The organism is Pectobacterium aroidearum, assembly GCF_041228105.1.
GTDB classification, from domain to species: Bacteria; Pseudomonadota; Gammaproteobacteria; order Enterobacterales; family Enterobacteriaceae; genus Pectobacterium; species Pectobacterium aroidearum.
Genome location: NZ_CP166097.1, coordinates 3163969 through 3184800 on the forward strand (window position 1 = coordinate 3163969; position 20832 = coordinate 3184800).

Here is a 20832-nt window from a genome sequence, read left to right on the forward strand (position 1 = left end):
TCGCGCCGGGTATTATCAACAGGCATAATAAGGGCAATTTTTTACATTTTAAGGACAACCCTATGTCATCTATTCACGGTCATGAAGTGTTGCAAATGATGATCGCATCCGGTGAGTCATTTACCACCGAACAGCTGATTAGCACGATAGAAGCCCGCTTCGGCAACGAGGCGCGTTTTCATACCTGTTCTGCCGAAAATATGACGGCCTCGATGCTGGTACAGTTTTTGTCTGAACGCGGAAAATTTATCCCGCAGGATGCGGGCTTTACCACCAGCGCCAATAAAATCTGTCAGCACTAGTTATGTCGTTCACGCTACGGCCTTACCAACGTGAGGCTGTTTCCGCCACACTCGACTATTTTCGCTGTCACACCCAGCCGGCCGTCATCGTTTTGCCCACCGGCGCAGGGAAAAGTCTGGTTATCGCCGAACTGGCGCGACTCGCACGCGGCCGCGTGCTGGTGCTCGCGCACGTTAAGGAGCTGGTCGCACAAAACCACGCCAAATACTGCGCCTGGGGGCTTGATGCGGATATCTTCGCCGCCGGGCTGCAACAGCGAGAAAGTCAGGGAAAAGTGGTCTTTGGCAGCGTGCAGTCTGTCGCACGGAACCTCGACCAGTTCGACAATGCGTTCTCTCTGTTGATCATTGATGAATGTCACCGTATTAGCGACGACGATAACAGCCAATATCAACAAATCATCCAGCATCTGCAAAAAACCAATCCACAGCTGCGGCTGCTCGGCTTAACCGCCACGCCTTATCGGCTTGGCAAAGGCTGGATATATCAGTATCACTATCACGGCATGATACGTGGCGATGAGCGCTGTTTGTTCCGTGATTGCATCTATGAGCTGCCGCTGCGCTATATGATCAAACATGGCTTTCTGGTGCCGCCTGACAGACTGGATATGCCCGTGGTGCAGTATGATTTCAGCAAACTCGCCGCCCGCAGCAACGGGCTATTCAGTGAGGCTGATCTGAACCTCGAACTCAAACGTCAGCAACGCATTACGCCGCACATCATCAGCCAGGTCATCGATTATGCGCAAACACGGCGCGGGGCGATGATTTTTGCGTCCACCGTCGAACACGCCAAAGAAATTACGACCTTGTTACCGGCTGGCCAAGCGGCGTTGGTCAGCGCCGATACACCAGCAGCCGAGCGCGATGCGCTGATTGACGCCTTTAAACAACAGTCGCTGAAATATCTGGTCAACGTGGCGGTGCTGACAACGGGTTTTGATGCCCCGCATGTCGATCTTATCGCCATCCTTCGCCCAACAGAATCCGTCAGCCTGTACCAGCAAATCGTCGGACGTGGTTTACGCTTATATCCGGGAAAAACGGACTGTCTGATTCTGGATTACGCGGGCAATCCACACGATCTCTATACGCCAGAAGTCGGCAACAGCAAGCCGCATGCCGGTAGCCAACCGGTGCAAATCTTCTGCCCCGTATGCGGCTTTGCCAACCTCTTTTGGGGGAAAACCACTCCAGACGGCAACGTCATCGAACACTATGGCCGCCGCTGCCAGGGTTGGGAAATGGCGGAAAATGGCCAACGCCAACAGTGTGATTTCCGGTTTCGGTTTAAAGTTTGTCCGCACTGCGGCGCGGAAAACGATATCGCAGCGCGCCGCTGCCACCAGTGTGACGAGGTGTTGGTCGATCCCGACGATATGCTGAAAGCAGCGCTGAAGCTGAAAGATGCACTGGTTTTACGCTGTAGCGGCATGAGCTTCGAGCAAGGGCAGGATGCAAAAGGAGAATGGCTGAAAATCATCTACCACGATGAAGACGGGGCCGACGTGAGTGAACGTTTTCGCCTGCATTCCACCGCACAGCGCCACGTTTTCCTGCAACAATTTTTGCGCGTTCATCAGCGTGCGCCGGGAACGCCGTTTAACTGGCAGCATGCCGCGGACGTTATCGCGCAGCAGGCCTTACTTCGCGCCCCAGACTTTGTTGTCGCCCGCAAACACGGAAAATTCTGGCAAATCCGTGAAAAGCTCTTTGATTATCAGGGACGATTTCGTCGCGCCAATGAGCTCCGCGGCTAAAGTATACTCTAAATAATTCGAGTTTCAGGCAGGCGGCAAGTGAAGGAATCCCGATGAGCTTACTCAGGTAAGTGATTCGGGTGACAGAACGCTGCCAACGCACATGAAACTTGAAGTATGACGAGTAATGCTGAGATTCATTTGCCCGCAAGGGCATATTCCGCTAGAATTCAGCCCGCTTTTGTTCGCAAAAGCTGAATAACCCCGCCTGCTGCTGGGTCGCCTGTAGCAGGGTTACTTTTATAAGTAGAGAATAAAATGATTACTATCAAAGCAGAAGTACGTAAGGATCAGGGTAAGGGTGCGAGCCGCCGCCTGCGTTCCGCTGGTAAATTCCCAGCCATCGTTTACGGTGGTTCAGAAGCACCAGTATCCATCGAACTGGATCACGACTCAGTGAAAAACCAAGAAGCGAAAGAAGGCTTCTACGGTACTGCACTGATTCTGTCTATCGATGGCAAAGAAGTACAAGTTAAAGTTCAGGCTGTACAACGTCACGTTTACAAGCCAAAACTGACTCACATCGACTTCGTACGCGTTTAGTTTGCGCTGAAGTTGTTTTCCGGGACGCCGGAAAAGAAGAACGCCGCTTATGCGGCGTTTTTTTTATAAAAATTTGCTCATTCACAAAGGAATGTGAACATGTCTCGTGATATTCCACAGCGGCTTATCGCTATTGATGCCCTGCGCGGTCTGGTAATGATACTTATGCTACTAGACCATGTGCGGGAGACTTTTTATCTGCACCTGCAACTCGCCGATCCGATTGATGTCACCAGCACCGACCCCATGCTATTCATCAACCGTACGCTGGCACATTTATGTGCTCCCGTGTTTGTCTTTTTAACCGGGCTTTCCGCGGCGCTTTACCAGCAGAAAGTACAAGATCGCCGACAAACCGCCCTCTTCCTGTTCCAGCGCGGCTTAATTCTTATTTTGCTTGAACTCACATTGATCAACTTCGCGTGGACGTTCCAGTTCCCACCGCAGGTCATCTATTTACAGGTCATCTGGGCAATCGGTATGAGCATGATCGCCCTCAGCGCGTTGATCTGGCTCCCTGCCGGACTGGTTTTCATACTCGGCGTCGTTATCGTGGGCGGACACAATCTGCTGGATCCTCTGCATGCTTCCGCAGACTCCATCTGGTCCATTCCCTGGGCGATACTGCACGATCGCGGTTGGATAGAAATCGGCGAAACCTTCCGTATGCGGACCTCATATCCGGTACTTCCCTGGATTGGTGTCATTTCACTTGGCTATGTGGCTGGTGTGCTATACCGAAAAGACGTTTTTCCGCTTCAGCGCCAGAAAGTCTTACTCATCGCGGCGGGAATCACGCTCGCGCTGTTCTTCGTGCTACGCAGTATCAATCTCTATGGCGACAAGCCCTGGCAGCAGAGTGATGTCATCACCTATACACTAATGAGCTATTTCAACATCACGAAATATCCGCCATCGCTGCTATTTCTCTGCCTGACACTCGGCATCGGGCTGTGCCTGCTTGCCGTATTTGAACGTCAGCAACAGAAGCGCTGGCTTGTGATGCTGGCAAGCTTTGGTGCCGCTCCAATGTTTTTCTACCTATTGCATCTGTATGTTTTAAAAGGCCTGTATTTAACCGCTGTCGCTGTCTGGGGGAAAAATCAGGGAGAGTGGTTCGGCTTTTCCGCCGTCTGGCAATTGTGGGTGTGTGCTCTGGTGCTGATGGTCGTGTTATTTTCGCCGGTTCAAGCGTTTGCCCGCCTGAAAGCCCGCCGTCGAGACATCCGCTGGCTTAAATATTTCTAGCCGTTATCGTTCCCAAACATTAGCGGTCGCTGCCCTTTTCCTGATGATAAGAAAAAGGGCAACGTCGTCTTCTGAAGTGATGCCGACTACTTACCGCTGCTCGTCCGACGCTGTAGCTGATCGCGCAGATTCGGCGGCGTGCCTTTAATCGTCAACGTGTCCGTCGCCGGATCCCAGAAAATGCGCTCACCAAGCAACAGTGCATCAAAATTCAAACTGATGCCGCCGCCGCTGCCCGCAAACTTGGTTAGCTGGCGTAGTGTGCCACGATCGGCAGGGAAGCTTTCTTCCAGCTCATAACCCTGCTCAGTTGAAAACTGCTGAAAAGTTTTCTCACCCAGCGGTGGCAGCTCCTGCGACAACGACGCCAGTTCAATTTCCTCACCGGACTGCAATTGCTCATTGCAGTAGCTATACACCTGCTGACGATAGTTCTGACGCTCGTTTTTATCTAACTGCGCTTCATCACAATACTCATCGACCGCTTTCAACAAGCCACGGTTTTGTGCTTTGGTGTCCAACCCTTCCGATGCGGCCAGAAAATCCATGAAGAAGTCAGACACTTTGCGCCCGACGCGGCCTTTCAGGAACGTCAGATAGCGCGTAGATTCCGGATTGGTTTCCCATTCGGTCAAATCGATACGTGCAACGATATCGGCATGATTGATGTCCAGATAGTGCGTGGTGCTGATATCCAGCTGTTCATTCACCCGCATGCTGTTGCAGCTATTGAGCACCGATATCAGCAAGTAGTCGACCGCCAGATAACGGTACTGGCAGAACAACACGATACCGCCTTCGGCAAACGGGTACTTCGCCAGCTCGTCACGCAGACGTCCGGTCGCAGCGCGTGAGAAACTCAGAAAGTCCTCATCCCCTTTGCGACAGGCACGCAGCGCATCCGCCAGCTCGCTTTGCTCATTAAACAGCCCATAGGCCTTACTCTTGGCGCTGTAGACGCGATGCAGTTCAGCCATCATCTCTTCAACTGCCGCATTGGTCGACAGCAAGGAATCACGCAACACCATTTCCAGCGTTTGTTCGTCACGTTTAATTAGCTGATGCAGGGCAATCTGGGCGATATCCAGACTCATGATAAACTCTCCTTTTGGCAAGGCGCGTATTCAAGCATTGATGCGGACGCCCCGCAACACATAAAGCCGCCCTTCGCACGGGTACGCGCGCTAAGCGTCTACACTACTTATTGATAGAAGCACGCCAGTAATAAAATACGGTAATGATAAAAGTGCGGAAAAGCATAAGCCTATACGGTAAGATAAGCGACTTTACCAGCTTGAGATACGCCATTTTATGCCACAATCATCCCGTTATAGTGACGAACACGTTGAACAACTGCTTTCTGAGATGGTCAATGTGCTGGAAAAGCACCACGCTCCGACCGATCTTGCTTTGATGGTGCTCGGTAATATGGTGACAAACCTGATTAACACCAGCATCGCGCCTGCGCAACGTCAGGTTATGGCGCGTTCTTTCGCTGAAGCCCTGCAGGCTTCGATTAAAAAAGCCGATAAAGCTCACTAAGTTTTGACCAACGTATGGTAACCAACCGTCAGCGCTACCGCGAAAAAGTCTCCCAGATGATCAGTTGGGGACACTGGTTCGCCTTATTCAACATTTTGCTCACTTTGGGGCTGGGTAGCCGCTATCTGTTTGTTGCCGATTGGCCGATCTCCCTGTTCGGTCGAATTTACGCGCTGGTTAGCTGGCTTGGTCATTTTAGTTTTATTGTCTTTGCCGCCTATCTGCTGGTCATCTTCCCGCTCACGTTTATTGTGATGTCGCAGCGCCTGCTGCGATTCCTGTCTGCGGCGCTGGCAACGGCTGGGCTGACGATACTGTTAGTGGATGTTGAGGTCTTTACCCGTTTTCACCTACACCTCAACAGCACCGTTTGGGAACTTGTCGTCAATCCGGGACAGGGGGAGATTGCCCGCGACTGGCAGTGGATGTTTATCGGCATTCCATTGATTTTCATGGTGGAAATGCTGTTCGGCACGTGGTGCTGGCAAAAATTACGCAGTCTAAACCGCCGCCACTTTGGCAAACCGCTGGCGGGCGTTTTCATCTCGGCGTTCTTTGCATCGCACCTGATGTACATCTGGGCCGATGCAAATTTCTATCGCCCGATTACGATGCAACGCGCCAACCTGCCGCTGTCTTATCCGATGACGGCTCGCCGTTTTCTGGAAAAACATGGCCTGCTGGATGCACAGGAATATCAGCGCCGGCTAACGCAGCAGGGTAACCCTGAAGCCATAACAGTGGAGTATCCGCTCAATAACATCACCTTCCGCGATAACGGTAGCGGCTACAACCTGCTGATGGTGATGATCGACGATACGCAACCTGATGCCATACAAAATCGCATGCCGAACCTGTCGCGCTTCGCCGCAGAAAACGTGCGCTTCAGCGATCATTACGATTCTGGTTCGCAGCCAGACGCGGCCTTGTTTAACCTGTTCTACGGCCTCTCGACGACCTATATGGATGGCGTCCTTAGCGCGCGTAAACCTTCAGCGTTAATCACCGCATTGAGCCAGCAGGGCTATCAGTTCGGACTCTTTTCAGCGAACGGCTTCAACAGCCCGCTTTATCGTCAGGCGCTGCTTTCTGATTTCTCCTTGCCTGCGCCGCAGCAGCAAAGCGGCGATGTCATCATCACGCAATGGCAGGAGTGGCTCAACCGCGATAGTAACCCTGCCCCTTGGTTCTCTTACATTGAACTCAACAGCGCACCGAAAAATGCGTCTGGTAAAGATGCAGAGCCAAACAGCCGAATGAACATTCAGGACGTTGACCGCCAAATTGGCCAAATCATTCGTACCTTGCAGGAAAAAAACATTCTGGAAAACACGGTCATCATCGTGACAACCGCCCAAAACCAGAATGCCAATACCAGTAACGCGGCACGTTTTGCCCGTACCCAGTGGCAAACGCCGCTCATTGTTCACTGGCCGAATACCCCTGCGCAGACTATTACGAAAATGACGGACAACAAAGACGTCATGACCACGCTGATGCAACGCCTGCTCCATGTTAAAAACAGCACGGATGATTATTCACAGGGTGAAGACTTATTCTCTGCCCAACGGCGCTACCCGTGGTTGATTAACGGTAACGGCGGCACACTGCTAATCACAACGCAGGATCAGCTCATCGTCCTGGAAAGTAACGGCAACTACCGCGCTTACGACACGCAGGGAAATCGGCTGAATGATGAAAAACCACAGCTTGCTCTGCTCTTACAGGTATTAACGAACGAAAGGCGCTTTATTGCCAACTAACTGCCTAAATCTAAAGCAGTCGTTCCATCAAGCTATTGCAATAAGGTCAAGAAAAGGTAGTATGAATGCCCATAGCATCGGCACGTAGCGCAGCCTGGTAGCGCACCGTCATGGGGTGTCGGGGGTCGGAGGTTCAAATCCTCTCGTGCCGACCAAATTTCCCCCAACGTTTTGTCTACAGAAGTCCAGACAAGACTATAAATAACAGATCAAACAGTGGGTTGAATAAACCTGCTGTTTTTATGTTGTCTACTGAATTCCATATTGATACATTGAAATCCACACTTTTTAGGCATAGATATAGGCATACGACGCAACATGTAGCCTCAATCCTATGCCTAAACAGCTTTGCGGATTTGATTGGAGAGCGATATGGCACGTCAGACAAAGCCCCTGAACAATACTGAGGTCAAAAGCGCCAAGGCAACTGACCGTGCTATCATCCTCTACGATGGAGACGGTTTAGAATTACAGGTCACTCCGAGCGGTTCAAAACTCTGGCGTTTTCGCTACTACAAACCCTTCACTCGCAAACGTGCAATGATTAGCCTTGGCGCTTACCCTTCGGTATCTCTTGCCGAAGCGCGTAAGCTTCGTGAAGATGCACGCCTTCTTCTTGGCAAAGACGTTGATCCGCAGGAGCACAAGCAAGCAGAGCAATCACGGCAAAAAAATGCCACAGAGAACACATTTGAAAAAGTTGCTGCCGAATGGTTTAAAACTAAAGAATCAGCAGGTTTGGCAACACATACGTTGAACGATATCTGGCGCTCCATGAGCAAGTATGTGTTCCCACACATTGGCTCTATGCCTATTGCCAACATCACGGCTCAACGATTTATTGGAGCGTTAGAACCCACTCATGCCGCAGGCAGACTTGAAACTGTTAAACGTCTGAGTCAGCGTATCAATGAAGTCATGGATTATGCACTCAACTCTGGTCTGGTCTCAGTAAATCCAGCCGCACGAATCGGACGCACTTTTCATAAACCGAAGGTGAAGCATCGCCCTGCCCTCTTGCCAGAGCAATTACCACTTCTGATGAAAACACTGTCATTTGCCAGCATTGGGAGACAAACCCGTTGTCTTATCGAATGGCAATTACTCACTATGACTCGACCAGCCGAAGCCGCCGAATCGCGCTGGGATGAAATCGATTTTGGCGCAAAAGAATGGCGTATTCCTGCCGGTCGCATGAAGATGAAACGTGAGCACATTATCCCACTCTCAGAGCAAGCACTGGGGATTCTGGAAGTCATGAAGCCCATCAGTAAGCACAGGGATTATGTTTTCCCCGGATATCGTAACCCGCTTGAGCCAATGAACAGCCAGACCGCGAACATGGCACTCAAACGTATGGGCTTCAAAGATATGCTTGTAGCCCATGGTATGAGAGCCATTGCTTCGACCATCCTCAATGAAAAAGGATTTCCCCCTGATGTGATCGAAGCAGCGTTAGCGCATATCGATACTAATGAAGTCAGGAGAGCCTATAACAGGGCGCAGTATCTTGAACAGCGCAGAGAAATGATGGCTTGGTGGGGAGAGCATGTTGAGTCAGCTTCATATGGTAAAACGAGCATCGTTTCTGTCGCTGGCTAAATTTGCCAACAGGAAGCAATAACCACAGCCCTTTTAGCCCCTCCATGGTCGCTGGGCTTTTCTGGCAACGGCTTCAACACAGATGGGCTACATTTTGTAGGAAAGTAGCCCATCTCGTGCAAAAAAAGCCGCATTTACAGAACAGATTTTATTTTTTCATTCACCCACACAGTCATATCATGCAGCAGCGTCATTGCTCCCTGTTTATCTTTCGATAGCCCCCAGAAACTGAGAGAAAGATTGGCTCCATTTTTTGAGGAAGAGACAGAGTAATCTTCATTACTTGCACTCGGTATGAAATCATTCCTGGCTATGCTCTTTTCTACTTCATCCTTGAGATAGGCTATATCGGGATATTGATTTTTATTAATTTCAGCATTGACATAAAATTCAATTCCATCCCCATTGCTCTCTGGTCTATACACTAAACTCATATACGTCTTATCGTATCCCCACTCACTTGGATAAAAGTGCAATGCTTTATAATCCTCATCCCAATTATTCATACGATTGGTGATATTGCTGTCAGGAAGGATTTTGGAAATGACACTTTTCCCTTCCTGAGAGATAGTATTTTCAAACGCCTCCAAAAGCTGTTTAGCTTTTATAAGCTTTCCAAAATTTTCCGTGATAAAATCAGACTGTTCATTACTCAATAAATCACTCATTTCTTCCTCACTCAATGCAGATAGATGGGATAAAAATTCGTTGTAGAAAATCGTCCATTTACTTAATGGTTCATTAATCATATCATGACCCAGAAGGGAAATTGCCATATCAGCCAACTCAGCATAGGTAATAACTTTCCAGTCATTATTTACTGAGCTTTTATTCCATGAGGGTTTAAGTATGCACTTATATACGTCTTGATTATTATCAATGTATTTTTTAAGTTGCTCCTCATATTTATCAAACGGATTGTTAATACCGGAGATGACTTTATTCTCTATGCCGATTATAAAATCGTCATGGCATATTACGATATCGATTCTTTCTCCATCCTCACAGCCCACTTCTCTCTCGGCAGTGAGTGACGAAAAATCCATATTCTCAGCATCTACTTTTAATAGTTTTAATAATGCCTTCAACAGCCACGGCGTTACTTTTTCATGACCTCCCATAAACAATGCCATTAAATCTGATGTAGGGTTTTCAAAATAACCACATCCACCTACATCAAAAAAGTTAGGCTCAGGAATTTCTTTAATCGTTACCTTGCTAAGTTGTTCCAGGAAATCATCTGGAAAAATATTTCCGCTCATAATCCCTCATATAATAATTCAATCATAAAAATAGTTTCTGTAACTCAGTCATTTTCTACGCTCAGTTACTGACCAGTGAATTCTTTGAGTCAGTGACATAGATGATACCGTCTTTCGTTAAAAATTCATTGAGTTATTCACGACCTAAAGGTTATCTATATCTGAAAATCAACACATCCTCTCTGATAACCGCTCTTTACATTGTTTTTTGAGACAAGAGCATACCTTCAACCATAATGAACCAAATAGCGGTTATCCTCACCAAATAAATAGCAGGCTATTAATGTAATAAGAATGTATTCCGCTCATTAGTTGATTACACTACAATCAACTGTGACAAATCATGTAATTCATGGATGGAATAACAATGACCGAAGCAGACTTAGATGAACTGGCTGACCGTATAGTGAAGATGCTAACCACTACGGATTTTTATGAAGGGATAGGCTCTGGCATATCAGAGATAGGTAAGAATTTTGGCTATCTGGCCTATGATTTTATTGATACGGATACACGGTATGCCAAATCACGAGAAATGGAAAGATTGATAAAAGCGATTCATCGAGGAATTGTATCAAGAGAAAAAATCATTGAGGCAATAAAAAGAATATTTAAGGTCTTTAACCGAGATGCCTCGGAGTCTAAAAAAGAGTCGATTTATAATAAGGCAGTAGGCTCCGTAGTCGGTAGTATGCTTGTTTCACAAGCAGTCTTTCAAATAGCAAAAAGAATCGGCAATGCCCCCAAAGTATCTACTGGCACGGTATATTATATTTTGTTGCTTGGTGGTATGGCGAAACGGTCAATATATCGATCAATGTATTTGAGGAGCCACAATCCTGAAGTATATTCAGAGTTGAGAAGAGATGATTTGGATTTTCTTTTCTTCCTGTTTGAAGAAAATGTTGAACCACTAACCGAAGCAATAAAGATGAGGAGAGTTTATGGTAATGGCATGTTTAATCAATTAATTGATAAAATAGAATACAGGATTAAGTGATATGACTACCTTTCTAAAAAAGGCATTTATTTTCATATTAAACAACATAACCATGTTTCTTTTCAGCATATGCTTCTTTTGGATTTGTTATATTCTATTTGTTGGATATGCCCCTTGGAGTGAAAAAACAGTCCATTTAATCATTGCCGTTTCTGTTTTCATTGGGTTAGGGAAATTATCTGACTGGTTTGATAAAAAATGAATGCAGGGTCACCCCTGCACTTGTTTAGTTCATGAACTTCGTCATTTCCCACAATGCATAACCAGACGTTCCTGCCTTGTGATGCGTCCATGTCACATCTTTATATCTGATAGAGATATGCTCCAATATCAGGCCAGCCCCATCATCAATAATGTTAGGCATGACGAGGTTGATATCTGATATGAGCCCATCATTGATCTGAATGGAGAAAAACTTCTCTTGTTTGGCATGTTGCGTCGTGCGGTAAAAGTCGAGCAGCACTTTGACCTTCTCTTGCTCGTTCAATGCCATTGCCAGTAACGGCGTTGACTTATCGATAGGTTTTACCAGGGTGATCGGGTTATGGACTGCGTGACCATCATTACTCATCATGTGGTTAAAAGCCAGAATCATGATTTCATCGGTATGCCCTGCCTGATAGCGGTTACCGATAGATTCTAATGTGGAGCAACCCTCAGAAATTAATCCCTGTGATTTACCTTCGATAGTCATGTATGCATAATTAGCCATATAAATTTCCTTTTCAATGGTTTTGCGCTTTGCATATTATCGTTAATGAACACTTAAGACTATTGATGCAATCATAATAATTAGGATGATATGGATATCAAAGAGCTTAGCGAATCGATTTGCTCATTCGTAAATTATGATGGACGTTCACCGTTGACTGAGAACGAAATAACCCTAATATACGAGTTTAAGAAGCAGCTTCTTGGTAGTGAAGTTGAGCCTCGTGATGTGTTTGTTGAAATGTATTTAAAGCACTATATACATTAGACTTTGGAAGCTAGTTAACTCGGTCAGGCAGCTAAGTGCCAAAAACAGACGTCATCATTTCTTGAGTTCTAACTAACCAGTCGGATAGCTCATTATTTGCAAGAAAGCATACTAATGTTGATTGTTGTTTTAATAGTATTGTATTCTGATTCTTTGATTTTTTATCGCATGGCAATATAATGAAAAGAGAAAAAAAAGTTATAACGTTCCTAATGTTAGTTTTCGCATTTTGTTTGGCTATTATAACTGGAATTTACATCCTTAACTTCAGGAATAGTTCAATATCCAGTAACCCATCTGACTGGGGAGTTTTAGGGGATTATTTTGGAGGTATTCTCAACCCATTAATATCTTTGATTACGCTGTTTTTCTTGATAAAAACCTACTTATCTCAGAAAGAAGAACTTTATCAAAGTGAAATTGCTGCTGATGAGCAGCGTCAAATTTCACAAAAAACCATCTACATTCAGTTATTAAGCACAAAAATTTCAGCATCTTATGAAATTATCGCGTTGTATAGAGGTGAAATGGAGGGCGTGACCAATGCCATGAATGCCCGAGGAAATGGCAGATCTTATACCTCAATGGAAGGTAAACGCTATTTCAGTGACGACGAACAAAAAGAGTACAGGCTATCAATAGCTAGAAAAATAAATGTAGAATTAGAAAAAATAGATAATTATCTAAAAGAAATACAATCTCTCTCCAATTGAGTATCTGATACTGACGAACATGATATGAAAATGTAGTGCTCATCGTTCATGGTATTTTCCATTTACAGTTAGTCAGTGTCCGTTTCTCGCTCACAGTGGACCTTAATCTCTGTTACCTTGTCCACTCCGTGCCAGAAGCGGACGATGCAAACTCTTTCCTTTCGCTAAGACTAGCTTTCCAAGGAATTTAGTAAATGAACAACAAATTCGGCTGCATTATTTGCAGCTAAGTTTTGTTGTGACTTTTTGTTATTGTTTTTATTTCCGTCAGCCCAATCGCAGATCGCTTTGATCAAAATCCAGTCTTTCTTTTCATTTAAACATGCTGAATATACTCCAGCCCCCTCCATTTCACCACCTAAGGCAGTAGGTACTAATCTCTTCAACTCATCACGATAGTTGAGATTATCTATCAACTTCTCCCCACACAAAATTAAACCAACATCAACTTTTGCATTACTATCCGGCCAGCTAAGTATTGCATTATGAACCCAACCTAAGATTTTAGACGATGCGTGCGGTTTATCTCCCCTAAGCGTTATTGAGTTGTCTGCACTAACTCTTTGTAAATCATACAATTGAAGCTGTTTCGAAACCAGTATGTCTCCGACAGACTGTGAATTCTCATCAATTCCAAAAGCAATACCTACCATGATCACGGCATCAGGATTAAGATTCTGAATTGCTTTATCAACAGAAGTATGTGAGCCTCCAACACCACCGGTCCCCATTTCTGATATGCATAAAAAGCATTCAGACTGACCAATAATCCCTAGAGCCTGATAGGATGTATCCTTAATAGTAAAAGACTCGAATTTTTTCTGGGTGATTTGGAGTACATTATTTATAATAGCTTTGCTCTCTACATCAGTTACAGTAACTAAAAGTATCTTTCGTTTTACAGATAAATCATTCATTTTTTTATTATTTCTTTTTAAAATGGATGGAAGTTTCAATTCTTTATTAGCTAGAACCCAAATATTTTGTGAGGAAATACTGTCTGGGATAGCTTCGTCCGGATTGTTAATTAGCTGCTCTTCTTTTTCACTCAATACTTGATATGACTCAATCTGTATTTTTAGTATAGCTGCAAGCTCTAACATAGATACCGCATTTTTATATCTTTTAAGATTTCCTGAGGTCGTTTCAGGTGCGGCATAAGGTACATATGAAACAATCCCTTGCTTGTCAAACAATATAAGAGATTGATCAATTTGATGAGCTGCATTTTTTTCTAAAACTGAATGTGCAACGGAATCAAGTAACTTTTCATGACGTGTTACCAATTCCACCATTTCTAATTTCCAATTATGGTGATCTTTTCCCAGAGGAACAATTCTAATTGCTGGGTATGTTTTAGGCATTGTGCCAATAGGTAACGCGTCGCGATTGCCTTCAAAAATCATTGCAATGGTTTTTTTAACTAATAGTGCTATATTTTTATTTTGGTTGAGATTTTGAATATCCTTAAATGAGATATTATTTTCTAATTTTATCTCTATGTCACTAATAGAAACCTTAACACACAAAACGCTATCAAATAGATGAAGATTGATATTTACTCGCGCTAAAACTCCGGGAAGTAAAAAATTGGATACATATGGAAATCTTTTACCTGTAAAACCATACTTATCACGGAAGGTTGATAGCGTTGAATGAAAAAGTGCTGTTGGTTCCAATACTATAGGGGAATATTGCGATAAAATATTTCCACCTATCCCCCGGAGGAAACTCCTACCACCTTTAGGGTTGAATAAAATCTTATTATCGCCAGATTTGTAGATATTTGAATATGGCACTTTTGTAATTACTAGCCATTCAAGTCTGACGCAATATTTCATCACTATTCCAGAAAAATGGGTGAACAGGATGGGAATCGAACCCACACTCTAGGAATTACTTCCAAGACTTTCCATTAAGCCCGTTCATAAATTCATGACGCCAGTTATACAATATTTATAGCTGATTAACAATAACTTAAGTGGATATTTTGTGCTCTTGCGTAGCAAAAAACTGGAAATCACACAAATGTTATTCGTCGTATATTAATTGTAACCACCTAATCATCGAAACTGTCCTTTCATAGTAGATCAGTTATCTCTCCAGCTTGCAGCTTTGTACAAGCAACGGAAACCATAAACGCAGCAGTAACTACTAATCGATTACTGAATACTCATTTGATGTGACTTAAGATGCTATTTGTGAGATAGAATGATCGGTGGAATCGAATATGATAAGGATATTTGGGATGGGCTGGAATGGTTAGCTTCACTGTGGGTGATGCTTGTTGTAATGACTGAACGCCACTGCAAGATTCACCAGCGCCGACTGACTGTCCGTTTTCGGCAAAATACTGGTGTAATCTCGCTTGAACGTTTTCACGAAGCTTTCTGCTATACCGTTACTTTCCGGACTCCGCGTAAATAAAGCAGTTAAAGAAGTAATTCCTGTCGTTCAAACGGTAAATAACTCACAGCCATAGATTTATGGCAAGTTGTAATTTTTTACATGGAAGAGCATCTGCTCCTCGCTCTTAGCGGATTCTTAGACCGAGGAACTGCTATTCTAAATCAGGTGTTTCTGTCACCTATCCCCATTATACAATGGGGATAAAATATATAGCCAGAGCTATCTCTGGCTATTATCAGATAGCATAATCACTTTCTAAAGCGGGCAAATGCCCCATCACTTCCTTTTGGTGCGATCCAAAAAGCTCTTTTGACACCACGGGTGATGGCAACATATGCAAGACGATAAGACTCATCGACCATAGCTTGATCATATGATTGATGAAAGCATTCTACCTGCTTGTAGATCTCATTTCTAAGCACATGGCCGGTAAGAGCTTTGCTATCATCAAAAATGAAACAAACTTCGCCCTGAAGTCCTTTTGCTGAATGAATCGTGAGGAATTTAATCCCACGAGTGGAGCCATATTTTTTAGCGTAAGCTTTCTCTATGTTTTTCAGAGTATTATTTGTTCTACTCAAAACAATCACTTTTGTTTTATCATGCTTTTGTTGCTGAGAAACTAAAGAGAATTGATCTTTTATGCGATCAACTGCTCTTTCTTGCCATTTATCATTTTCGTCGCGGCTATCATATTCATCACACTTAACACCATCTTCATCACCATCGGGGGATCTGCATGGCAGAGATTTTTTATCAATCTTGCGAACGACTAATTTCATTAAACTTTCTGCATCATGGATGATCTTCTCATCAGAACGAAAGTTCTCCATCATTTTAACAGTGTGGTGTTTCCCCAAATCTCTATGAACAGGGAAAAATGTTGAAAAATTCATAAAGATGTCCGGTGAACTTCCGCGCCAGGAATAGATGGATTGCCAGTCATCACCAATAGCCATGATCGTTGGTTTTTTGCATAGAATGGCATTCTCTCTTTGCATCGCTTTTATCCAGTTAGCTATTTGTGGAGAAATGTCCTGAAATTCATCAATCAACAAATTTTCAAAGCGGCGATATTTACCTAATAAATTTACTCGTCGTTGCTTTAAAACGCTTTCATCAGAAAACATCATAAACATTCGGTTGAATGTCATCATGTTGTCATTGTGTAAGTTTTTTTCGAACTCTTTCCAAAAAATAGATAATGCTTTTGCGAAGAAAAAGTCTACACTCTCCTCCCTGAAAAGGGATATCTTTGATATTGATGAAACTACATCTTTCCCTAAGCTTTCTATAAATGAGCCTTGATCATAAAGTAAATCAAGTATATTTGAAGCGTTCAACTCTCCACTTAACTTAACACTAAAATTGCTGGGTGCTTCACCATCGACATGCAAGGATAAAAAATTAACCACAGTGTCTAGTTTTTTATTACTATTAATCATGATGCTAAGTTTATTATTATAACCAGCAATGATCCTGTTCTTTACAGAAATAGCCATGCCGAGTTTAATATTTTTCTTAGGTTCACTCGGATCAACAATAAATATTTCCTTATTGTCATAAAGTAACTCATAACCAATACTTCCTGACAAAAAAACAGGCATTTTGTTATGTTCGACATACCCATTTGAATAAAAAGCTCTACCATTCACATGAAAACATTCCTGGGGTTCAGGGACAACCCCCTCAATAGGCCATATCCCTTTATTCCTCCAACGTTCATTCAGAAGGTTAACTAGTTTCAAATCTCTCTCATGGCTGAGATTAATTTTCCAATTCTCTACTTCCTTATCGTCAACCGTTGCAGGAGTAGTCAATGATAATACTATCAACTTATCAATACAGGTTTTAAAATCATTGTTTTTCAAATATAAATTAGTATAGACTTTTTTAAGATAATCTAATTGTTCATTTGTTTTTTTACTTGTCGCAACGTCAAGAATATCATCGTCTTTTATCTCATCACCAAAGAAATCAAATGCCGTTAGACCGGGCATAGCACTTATAGATAATCGATAGATCAGAGAGTGAAATGTGCTTACTACAGATCCAATGGTTTCTTTATTTCCTTTATGGCCCCAGAACTGAAATACTGAATAAATTTTTTCTCTAAGCTCTTCACAAGACTTTGTGGTAAACGAAATTACGGTCAATTGACTCAATGGTATTTTCAGATAAAAATGCATGAAAACGACACGAAGGACAAGTGTTGTTGATTTGCCAGAGCCAGCACCAGCGACAACACAGGTAGCCGGATGCTCTGAGAAAATCATGTCCCATTGAGATTCTGTTGGATAGCCGATAAGCCCTTGTTCATACGCTTTCTTTGTCATCTCTACCATAAGAGACTTAACTGTATCGTTTACTGGTATTTTTTCCGGTCCATATATTGATTTATCAACGGGTTGCATCACCGCATTGCTTCTTTCATCCTTGATAAGATATTTCAATATCCCGGCATCATGGCCTTTTAAGTATCCAGCTTTTCGCCCACTAAAATACCCTCGTTTAAAAGAGCCCTTGCTAATTAATTTAAGGTATTTTGAGAAAGTTTTAATAAAAACATGTTCAAGAAAGCTTCTTTTTGATTTTTGTTCGATCATAGTGAGTTAAAAAACCTTTTCGGATAATTTATTCAACTAAAGATAATGTTTTCAAATGTATCTATCTGGATACGTCTAACTTAAAGACCAACAGGCCAAACCTTCCGACCAATCTGCTTGAATTTGCTGATAGATAACGAACCTCGTTCATTACGAGATTTAGAACCAGGTGCGAGTAATGCGTATGTGACTTCAGGGCGGTAGGCTTCCCACATTTCTTTGACGGTGAACACATCATCCATCAATACCAAAATCACAGAATCCCAATCATGCTCTAACCTGATAGCCCCTACCCTTTGCCCCGGTTTTGAACTATCAGCAAGAGAACGGCCTTTGATTTGGATTTTACGACCATCAGAGCCAATAGCGTCATAGCCAGCACTACGTGCTTCCATTAGTTTCAAACCTAATAGCTTAGAGGCATAGAACTCAGCTACTTCACCGGTTATTCCGAGTGGCTTACCTGTAAGTTTTTTGTATTTCGCTGCCAAGTCTATTGCTGCAACCAGTAGCTCTTCGACTTCATCGTTCACTTACATTTCCTGTGAGGTAGGTTTTGCTAATTTTTGGGCAAGACCAGGAAAGGGAGAGAAGGCCCATTCATCCCTTCGGCTCAATCCCCTGATTTCTCAATTCATTACGGGCAAGCTCTTTGAACCAGTTGCCGAGGCTGACACCTTCTTTTGCTACGACTTCATCTAGTTGTTCACGTAGCTCAGGCGATATGCGTATCTGGAAGGTTGGTGATTTCCCCAACGATGAAGATTTTTTCGTATCGCGTTTTATCGTTGACATGTACGTACCTTTTTAACTATGCTTGATTTAATAGGTACGTACCCTATCACAAGCCCTACACTCATCACCAGTTTCGCCCCTGAAAGGTATTGGCCTACCAGACAGGGGCTAACCACACCGTTAAGGAAGTAACGATATGGCTATCAGCAAGTCTAGCAATTCTCTTCTGGAAGATCAGCACTTTAAGCAATCGAGTAAGCGTTACTTTAATCTGTTCTGGCAAGCTACGGAGGTGCGTTATGTTTGATAACACACCTCTAGAGCAAGAAGAAATCATAGATCAGTGCAGGGCGTTGATCTACGCCGTGATCGAAACCAAGAACCCGCAAGCCAAAGAAATTTTGACGTTCATCCTATGGGAGAGGCTCGACTGGCTGTATCAAGATTTTCATTCAGAATAACCAGAAGAATTTTTCCATTCTTCTATATTGACAATATATAGCCCAAATAATTTCACACATTGGAGCTTAACTTCTCATCGTGTGAATTCTGTGTTTACTGGTTGCCACATCCAGTAGGTGTGGCGCTATTATGCAAAGCTGTTTAGTTATAGTCCTGCCACTAGTAATTAATAATTTTCAGGTATAATATCCGTTGATATGCTTGTAGATTTGTATTGATGAACCATTAAGTAAAACTAAGGCAGAGTGACACTGTTGCATTTAAGATTACAACACTTATAATTAGCAAGATAACATCTTGCGGAAAATTTATAAAAAAGTTAACAAAATGGATTTTAGGAAGTACATTATAACCTTCTTAGAGACAGGAGGTTAATAATGAAAATCGAAGCGATTTTATTTGATCTTGATAATACTTTAGTGTCAACAAATAATTTAAAAGATATTAGAGATCGCGGAGCTTATGATGAAATCACCCCAGAACTACTTGCCACTGTAAAACCATACAAAAACATTAAAAACTTACTTAGTTTATTAATTTCAAAAGGAATTAAAATTGGAGTGGTTACTAACTCAAGCAAAACTTATGCTGATAAAATAATCCCTCAACTCCATTTACCAGATTTTGATGTAATAGTTACTTACACAGATGTAGGCAGAGCAGGTATGAAGCCGAACCCTACTGGGATAAATCTTGCATTATCCAGATTAGGTATTTCTCATCCTGAGCGAGTAATTTACATTGGTGATGATTACACTGACATAATAGCGAGTTATTACGCAGGTGTAATCCCAATTGTTCCTTCATGGGCTTCAAGAATTCCAGTATCTCAAGTTCCGGCAGCTGTATTAAGTAGCGAGTTTCTTATAGATGAATGTGACACTTACGAAAATATCATTCTAATGGCGGAGAAATGCGCATTACATGAGAGTTTTTCTTTTCAACGTAAAAGATTTTATTTCGTTCCTTTAGATGAATCAGCCAATGTCATACCTGCAAGTGATACACTTTCAACGATTTGTCTTGGTCGTTATTTTTCACAAAAAAGCATTTTGACTACAAAGCTACATGACTCACATCCACTATCAAAAGAAATAGCAAAAAAAGAACACAAAGAAAATTATACTCCCCCTGATTATTGGGGTGATATTTTGGCACATGCAGCAGATAAAATTCCCGAATTTTTCAAGGCAAAGAAGTACTTTGACATAATTACGATTATTCCTTCGAAGAAGGAAAAAGCACAGAGGCTTGAGCATGTTCTGGCTAATGCTCGCAGTAAAAGCCAGTCTAATTCTCAATTTTTAGATGACCTCTTTGTTTTTGATGAAGGGGCAAGATCACTCAAAACCTTGCCAAGAGATCAAAGAGGTATCGAAATTGAAACCACTTTACACATTAACCCCAAATATGATGGCAAGTTGATCGGAAAATCTATTTTAATATTTGATGATGTCATAACTACTGGTTCAACTTTGAAAAGAGCTTACGCTTTGTTACGCAACCAAGTTGTCAAACATAGCCTCGGTATATGTTTAGCAAAAACAGTTTCTATTTCTGAAGAAGACAGGTTATGTCCTAAATGCCAGTCTCATGTCCTAAGAATTAGACGAAATCATCAAAGTGGCATACGATTTTGGGGGTGCTCAGGTTATAATGATAATAGAGAGCAATGCGATTATAGTGAAGGAATTGTTGAGAAACAATGCCCGCAGTGTGGTAGAGATATGTTAAAAAAATATAACAAACAAAAAGGCATTTGTTTTCTGTCCTGCACGGGATGGAATCAGGAACCTAAATGTAATTACACCGAGAATGAGTGATATCGACGATAACACCAAATACTGAAAAACTTATGACACTTAGTGCCCTCACATAGGGGGCTAAGTGTTTGTCTATTTTG

General features: G+C 43.0%; 18 protein-coding genes, 1 tRNA gene and 1 pseudogene. 12 read left to right on the forward strand and 8 right to left on the reverse strand.

Translation table 11 applies throughout. The features are described 5' to 3' along the window. The first annotated feature begins 62 nt into the window (after nucleotides 1–62). From AB8809_RS14425 to AB8809_RS14440, 4 genes are all read left to right on the forward strand, one after another. A complete protein-coding gene (locus AB8809_RS14425) occupies nucleotides 63–302 on the forward strand; it encodes a YecH family metal-binding protein (protein ID WP_349856411.1) in 240 nt (79 codons plus the stop codon). A gap of 2 nt (nucleotides 303–304) precedes the next feature. After that, nucleotides 305–2065: a DEAD/DEAH box helicase gene (locus tag AB8809_RS14430; RefSeq protein ID WP_349856412.1), complete on the forward strand. Its 1761-nt coding sequence runs from the start codon at nucleotides 305–307 to the stop codon at nucleotides 2063–2065. Between the two features lie 258 nt (nucleotides 2066–2323). After that, nucleotides 2324–2608, forward strand: a complete 285-nt coding sequence (rplY, locus tag AB8809_RS14435; RefSeq protein ID WP_015839897.1) for a 50S ribosomal protein L25 — start codon at nucleotides 2324–2326, stop codon at nucleotides 2606–2608. Between the two features lie 99 nt (nucleotides 2609–2707). After that, nucleotides 2708–3856, forward strand: a complete 1149-nt coding sequence (locus AB8809_RS14440; protein WP_349856413.1) for a heparan-alpha-glucosaminide N-acetyltransferase domain-containing protein — start codon at nucleotides 2708–2710, stop codon at nucleotides 3854–3856. 86 nt (nucleotides 3857–3942) lie between these two features. Here the strand turns inward: AB8809_RS14440 and yejK are convergent, their stop codons facing one another. Further along, entirely contained in the window at nucleotides 3943–4950 is a 1008-nt protein-coding gene (gene yejK, locus AB8809_RS14445) for a nucleoid-associated protein YejK (RefSeq protein WP_181828314.1), read from the reverse strand. 217 nt (nucleotides 4951–5167) lie between these two features. Between yejK and AB8809_RS14450 the strand changes: the two genes are divergently transcribed. The 4 genes from AB8809_RS14450 (at nucleotide 5168) to AB8809_RS14465 (ending at nucleotide 8763) form a co-directional block, all read left to right on the forward strand. Beyond that, a complete protein-coding gene (locus AB8809_RS14450; protein ID WP_015839894.1) occupies nucleotides 5168–5398 on the forward strand; it encodes a YejL family protein in 231 nt (76 codons plus the stop codon). A 14-nt stretch (nucleotides 5399–5412) separates the two neighbouring features. Beyond that, on the forward strand, nucleotides 5413–7161 hold the full coding sequence (gene yejM, locus AB8809_RS14455; protein WP_349856414.1) for an LPS biosynthesis-modulating metalloenzyme YejM: 1749 nt from the start codon (nucleotides 5413–5415) through the stop codon (nucleotides 7159–7161). 78 nt (nucleotides 7162–7239) lie between these two features. Next, nucleotides 7240–7316 (forward strand) — tRNA-Pro (locus AB8809_RS14460). A gap of 217 nt (nucleotides 7317–7533) precedes the next feature. After that, a complete protein-coding gene (locus tag AB8809_RS14465; protein ID WP_044204684.1) occupies nucleotides 7534–8763 on the forward strand; it encodes an integrase domain-containing protein in 1230 nt (409 codons plus the stop codon). A 134-nt stretch (nucleotides 8764–8897) separates the two neighbouring features. Here AB8809_RS14465 and AB8809_RS14470 read toward each other — a convergent pair whose 3' ends face one another. Then, nucleotides 8898–10025 (reverse strand): PD-(D/E)XK nuclease family protein, encoded by a 1128-nt coding sequence (locus AB8809_RS14470; protein WP_129704305.1) that lies wholly within the window; start codon nucleotides 10023–10025, stop codon nucleotides 8898–8900. 367 nt (nucleotides 10026–10392) lie between these two features. Here AB8809_RS14470 and AB8809_RS14475 point away from each other — a divergent pair, with 367 nt between their 5' ends. Continuing rightward, entirely contained in the window at nucleotides 10393–11025 is a 633-nt protein-coding gene (locus tag AB8809_RS14475) for a hypothetical protein (protein WP_039490017.1), read from the forward strand. A gap of 226 nt (nucleotides 11026–11251) precedes the next feature. Here the strand turns inward: AB8809_RS14475 and AB8809_RS14480 are convergent, their stop codons facing one another. Beyond that, nucleotides 11252–11737, reverse strand: coding sequence for an Hcp family type VI secretion system effector (locus AB8809_RS14480; RefSeq protein WP_014699424.1), 486 nt, complete (start codon nucleotides 11735–11737; stop codon nucleotides 11252–11254). A 446-nt stretch (nucleotides 11738–12183) separates the two neighbouring features. Between AB8809_RS14480 and AB8809_RS14485 the strand changes: the two genes are divergently transcribed. After that, the gene (locus tag AB8809_RS14485; protein ID WP_129704303.1) at nucleotides 12184–12717 is read left to right on the forward strand and encodes a hypothetical protein; all 534 of its coding nucleotides are present in this window, start codon (nucleotides 12184–12186) and stop codon (nucleotides 12715–12717) included. A gap of 170 nt (nucleotides 12718–12887) precedes the next feature. On the opposite strand, the gene AB8809_RS14490 is transcribed toward AB8809_RS14485, so the two are convergent. The 5 genes and pseudogenes from AB8809_RS14490 to AB8809_RS14510 all read right to left on the reverse strand — a co-directional run bounded on the left by AB8809_RS14490 (nucleotide 12888) and on the right by AB8809_RS14510 (nucleotide 18527). Continuing rightward, on the reverse strand, nucleotides 12888–14558 hold the full coding sequence (locus AB8809_RS14490; protein ID WP_349856415.1) for a hypothetical protein: 1671 nt from the start codon (nucleotides 14556–14558) through the stop codon (nucleotides 12888–12890). 427 nt (nucleotides 14559–14985) lie between these two features. Then, nucleotides 14986–15135 (reverse strand): annotated as a pseudogene (locus tag AB8809_RS14495) (integrase core domain-containing protein); the annotation flags it as partial. Nucleotides 15136–15374: 239 nt separating this feature from the next. Next, a complete protein-coding gene (locus tag AB8809_RS14500) occupies nucleotides 15375–17732 on the reverse strand; it encodes a UvrD-helicase domain-containing protein (protein WP_129704299.1) in 2358 nt (785 codons plus the stop codon). Between the two features lie 80 nt (nucleotides 17733–17812). After that, nucleotides 17813–18265: a hypothetical protein gene (locus AB8809_RS14505; protein ID WP_048257503.1), complete on the reverse strand. Its 453-nt coding sequence runs from the start codon at nucleotides 18263–18265 to the stop codon at nucleotides 17813–17815. Between the two features lie 67 nt (nucleotides 18266–18332). Next, nucleotides 18333–18527 carry a hypothetical protein gene (locus AB8809_RS14510; RefSeq protein WP_048257502.1) on the reverse strand — a complete coding sequence of 65 codons (195 nt, stop codon included), beginning with the start codon at nucleotides 18525–18527 and terminating at the stop codon, nucleotides 18333–18335. A gap of 239 nt (nucleotides 18528–18766) precedes the next feature. Here AB8809_RS14510 and AB8809_RS14515 point away from each other — a divergent pair, with 239 nt between their 5' ends. Both AB8809_RS14515 and AB8809_RS14520 read left to right on the forward strand, forming a co-directional pair. Beyond that, nucleotides 18767–18928 carry a hypothetical protein gene (locus tag AB8809_RS14515; RefSeq protein ID WP_165324952.1) on the forward strand — a complete coding sequence of 54 codons (162 nt, stop codon included), beginning with the start codon at nucleotides 18767–18769 and terminating at the stop codon, nucleotides 18926–18928. Nucleotides 18929–19306: 378 nt separating this feature from the next. Then, nucleotides 19307–20752, forward strand: coding sequence for an HAD-IA family hydrolase (locus AB8809_RS14520; protein ID WP_129704297.1), 1446 nt, complete (start codon nucleotides 19307–19309; stop codon nucleotides 20750–20752). The last annotated feature ends 80 nt before the right edge of the window (nucleotides 20753–20832 follow it).

Excerpts from the sequence above, each read along its gene's own strand:
- AB8809_RS14485 (WP_129704303.1), top strand. The coding sequence starts at position 12,184 with ATGAAAAGAGAAAAAAAAGTTATAACGTTCCTAATGTTAGTTTTCGCA.
- AB8809_RS14470 (WP_129704305.1), bottom strand. The coding sequence starts at position 10,025 with ATGAGCGGAAATATTTTTCCAGATGATTTCCTGGAACAACTTAGCAAG.
- AB8809_RS14510 (WP_048257502.1), bottom strand. The coding sequence starts at position 18,527 with ATGTCAACGATAAAACGCGATACGAAAAAATCTTCATCGTTGGGGAAA.
- AB8809_RS14450 (WP_015839894.1), top strand. The coding sequence starts at position 5,168 with ATGCCACAATCATCCCGTTATAGTGACGAACACGTTGAACAACTGCTT.
- AB8809_RS14430 (WP_349856412.1), top strand. The coding sequence starts at position 305 with ATGTCGTTCACGCTACGGCCTTACCAACGTGAGGCTGTTTCCGCCACA.
- yejM (WP_349856414.1), top strand. The coding sequence starts at position 5,413 with ATGGTAACCAACCGTCAGCGCTACCGCGAAAAAGTCTCCCAGATGATC.
- AB8809_RS14440 (WP_349856413.1), top strand. The coding sequence starts at position 2,708 with ATGTCTCGTGATATTCCACAGCGGCTTATCGCTATTGATGCCCTGCGC.
- yejK (WP_181828314.1), bottom strand. The coding sequence starts at position 4,950 with ATGAGTCTGGATATCGCCCAGATTGCCCTGCATCAGCTAATTAAACGT.
- AB8809_RS14500 (WP_129704299.1), bottom strand. The coding sequence starts at position 17,732 with ATGATCGAACAAAAATCAAAAAGAAGCTTTCTTGAACATGTTTTTATT.
- AB8809_RS14425 (WP_349856411.1), top strand. The coding sequence starts at position 63 with ATGTCATCTATTCACGGTCATGAAGTGTTGCAAATGATGATCGCATCC.
- rplY (WP_015839897.1), top strand. The coding sequence starts at position 2,324 with ATGATTACTATCAAAGCAGAAGTACGTAAGGATCAGGGTAAGGGTGCG.
- AB8809_RS14475 (WP_039490017.1), top strand. The coding sequence starts at position 10,393 with ATGACCGAAGCAGACTTAGATGAACTGGCTGACCGTATAGTGAAGATG.
- AB8809_RS14515 (WP_165324952.1), top strand. The coding sequence starts at position 18,767 with ATGTTTGATAACACACCTCTAGAGCAAGAAGAAATCATAGATCAGTGC.
- AB8809_RS14490 (WP_349856415.1), bottom strand. The coding sequence starts at position 14,558 with ATGAAATATTGCGTCAGACTTGAATGGCTAGTAATTACAAAAGTGCCA.
- AB8809_RS14465 (WP_044204684.1), top strand. The coding sequence starts at position 7,534 with ATGGCACGTCAGACAAAGCCCCTGAACAATACTGAGGTCAAAAGCGCC.
- AB8809_RS14480 (WP_014699424.1), bottom strand. The coding sequence starts at position 11,737 with ATGGCTAATTATGCATACATGACTATCGAAGGTAAATCACAGGGATTA.
- AB8809_RS14520 (WP_129704297.1), top strand. The coding sequence starts at position 19,307 with ATGAAAATCGAAGCGATTTTATTTGATCTTGATAATACTTTAGTGTCA.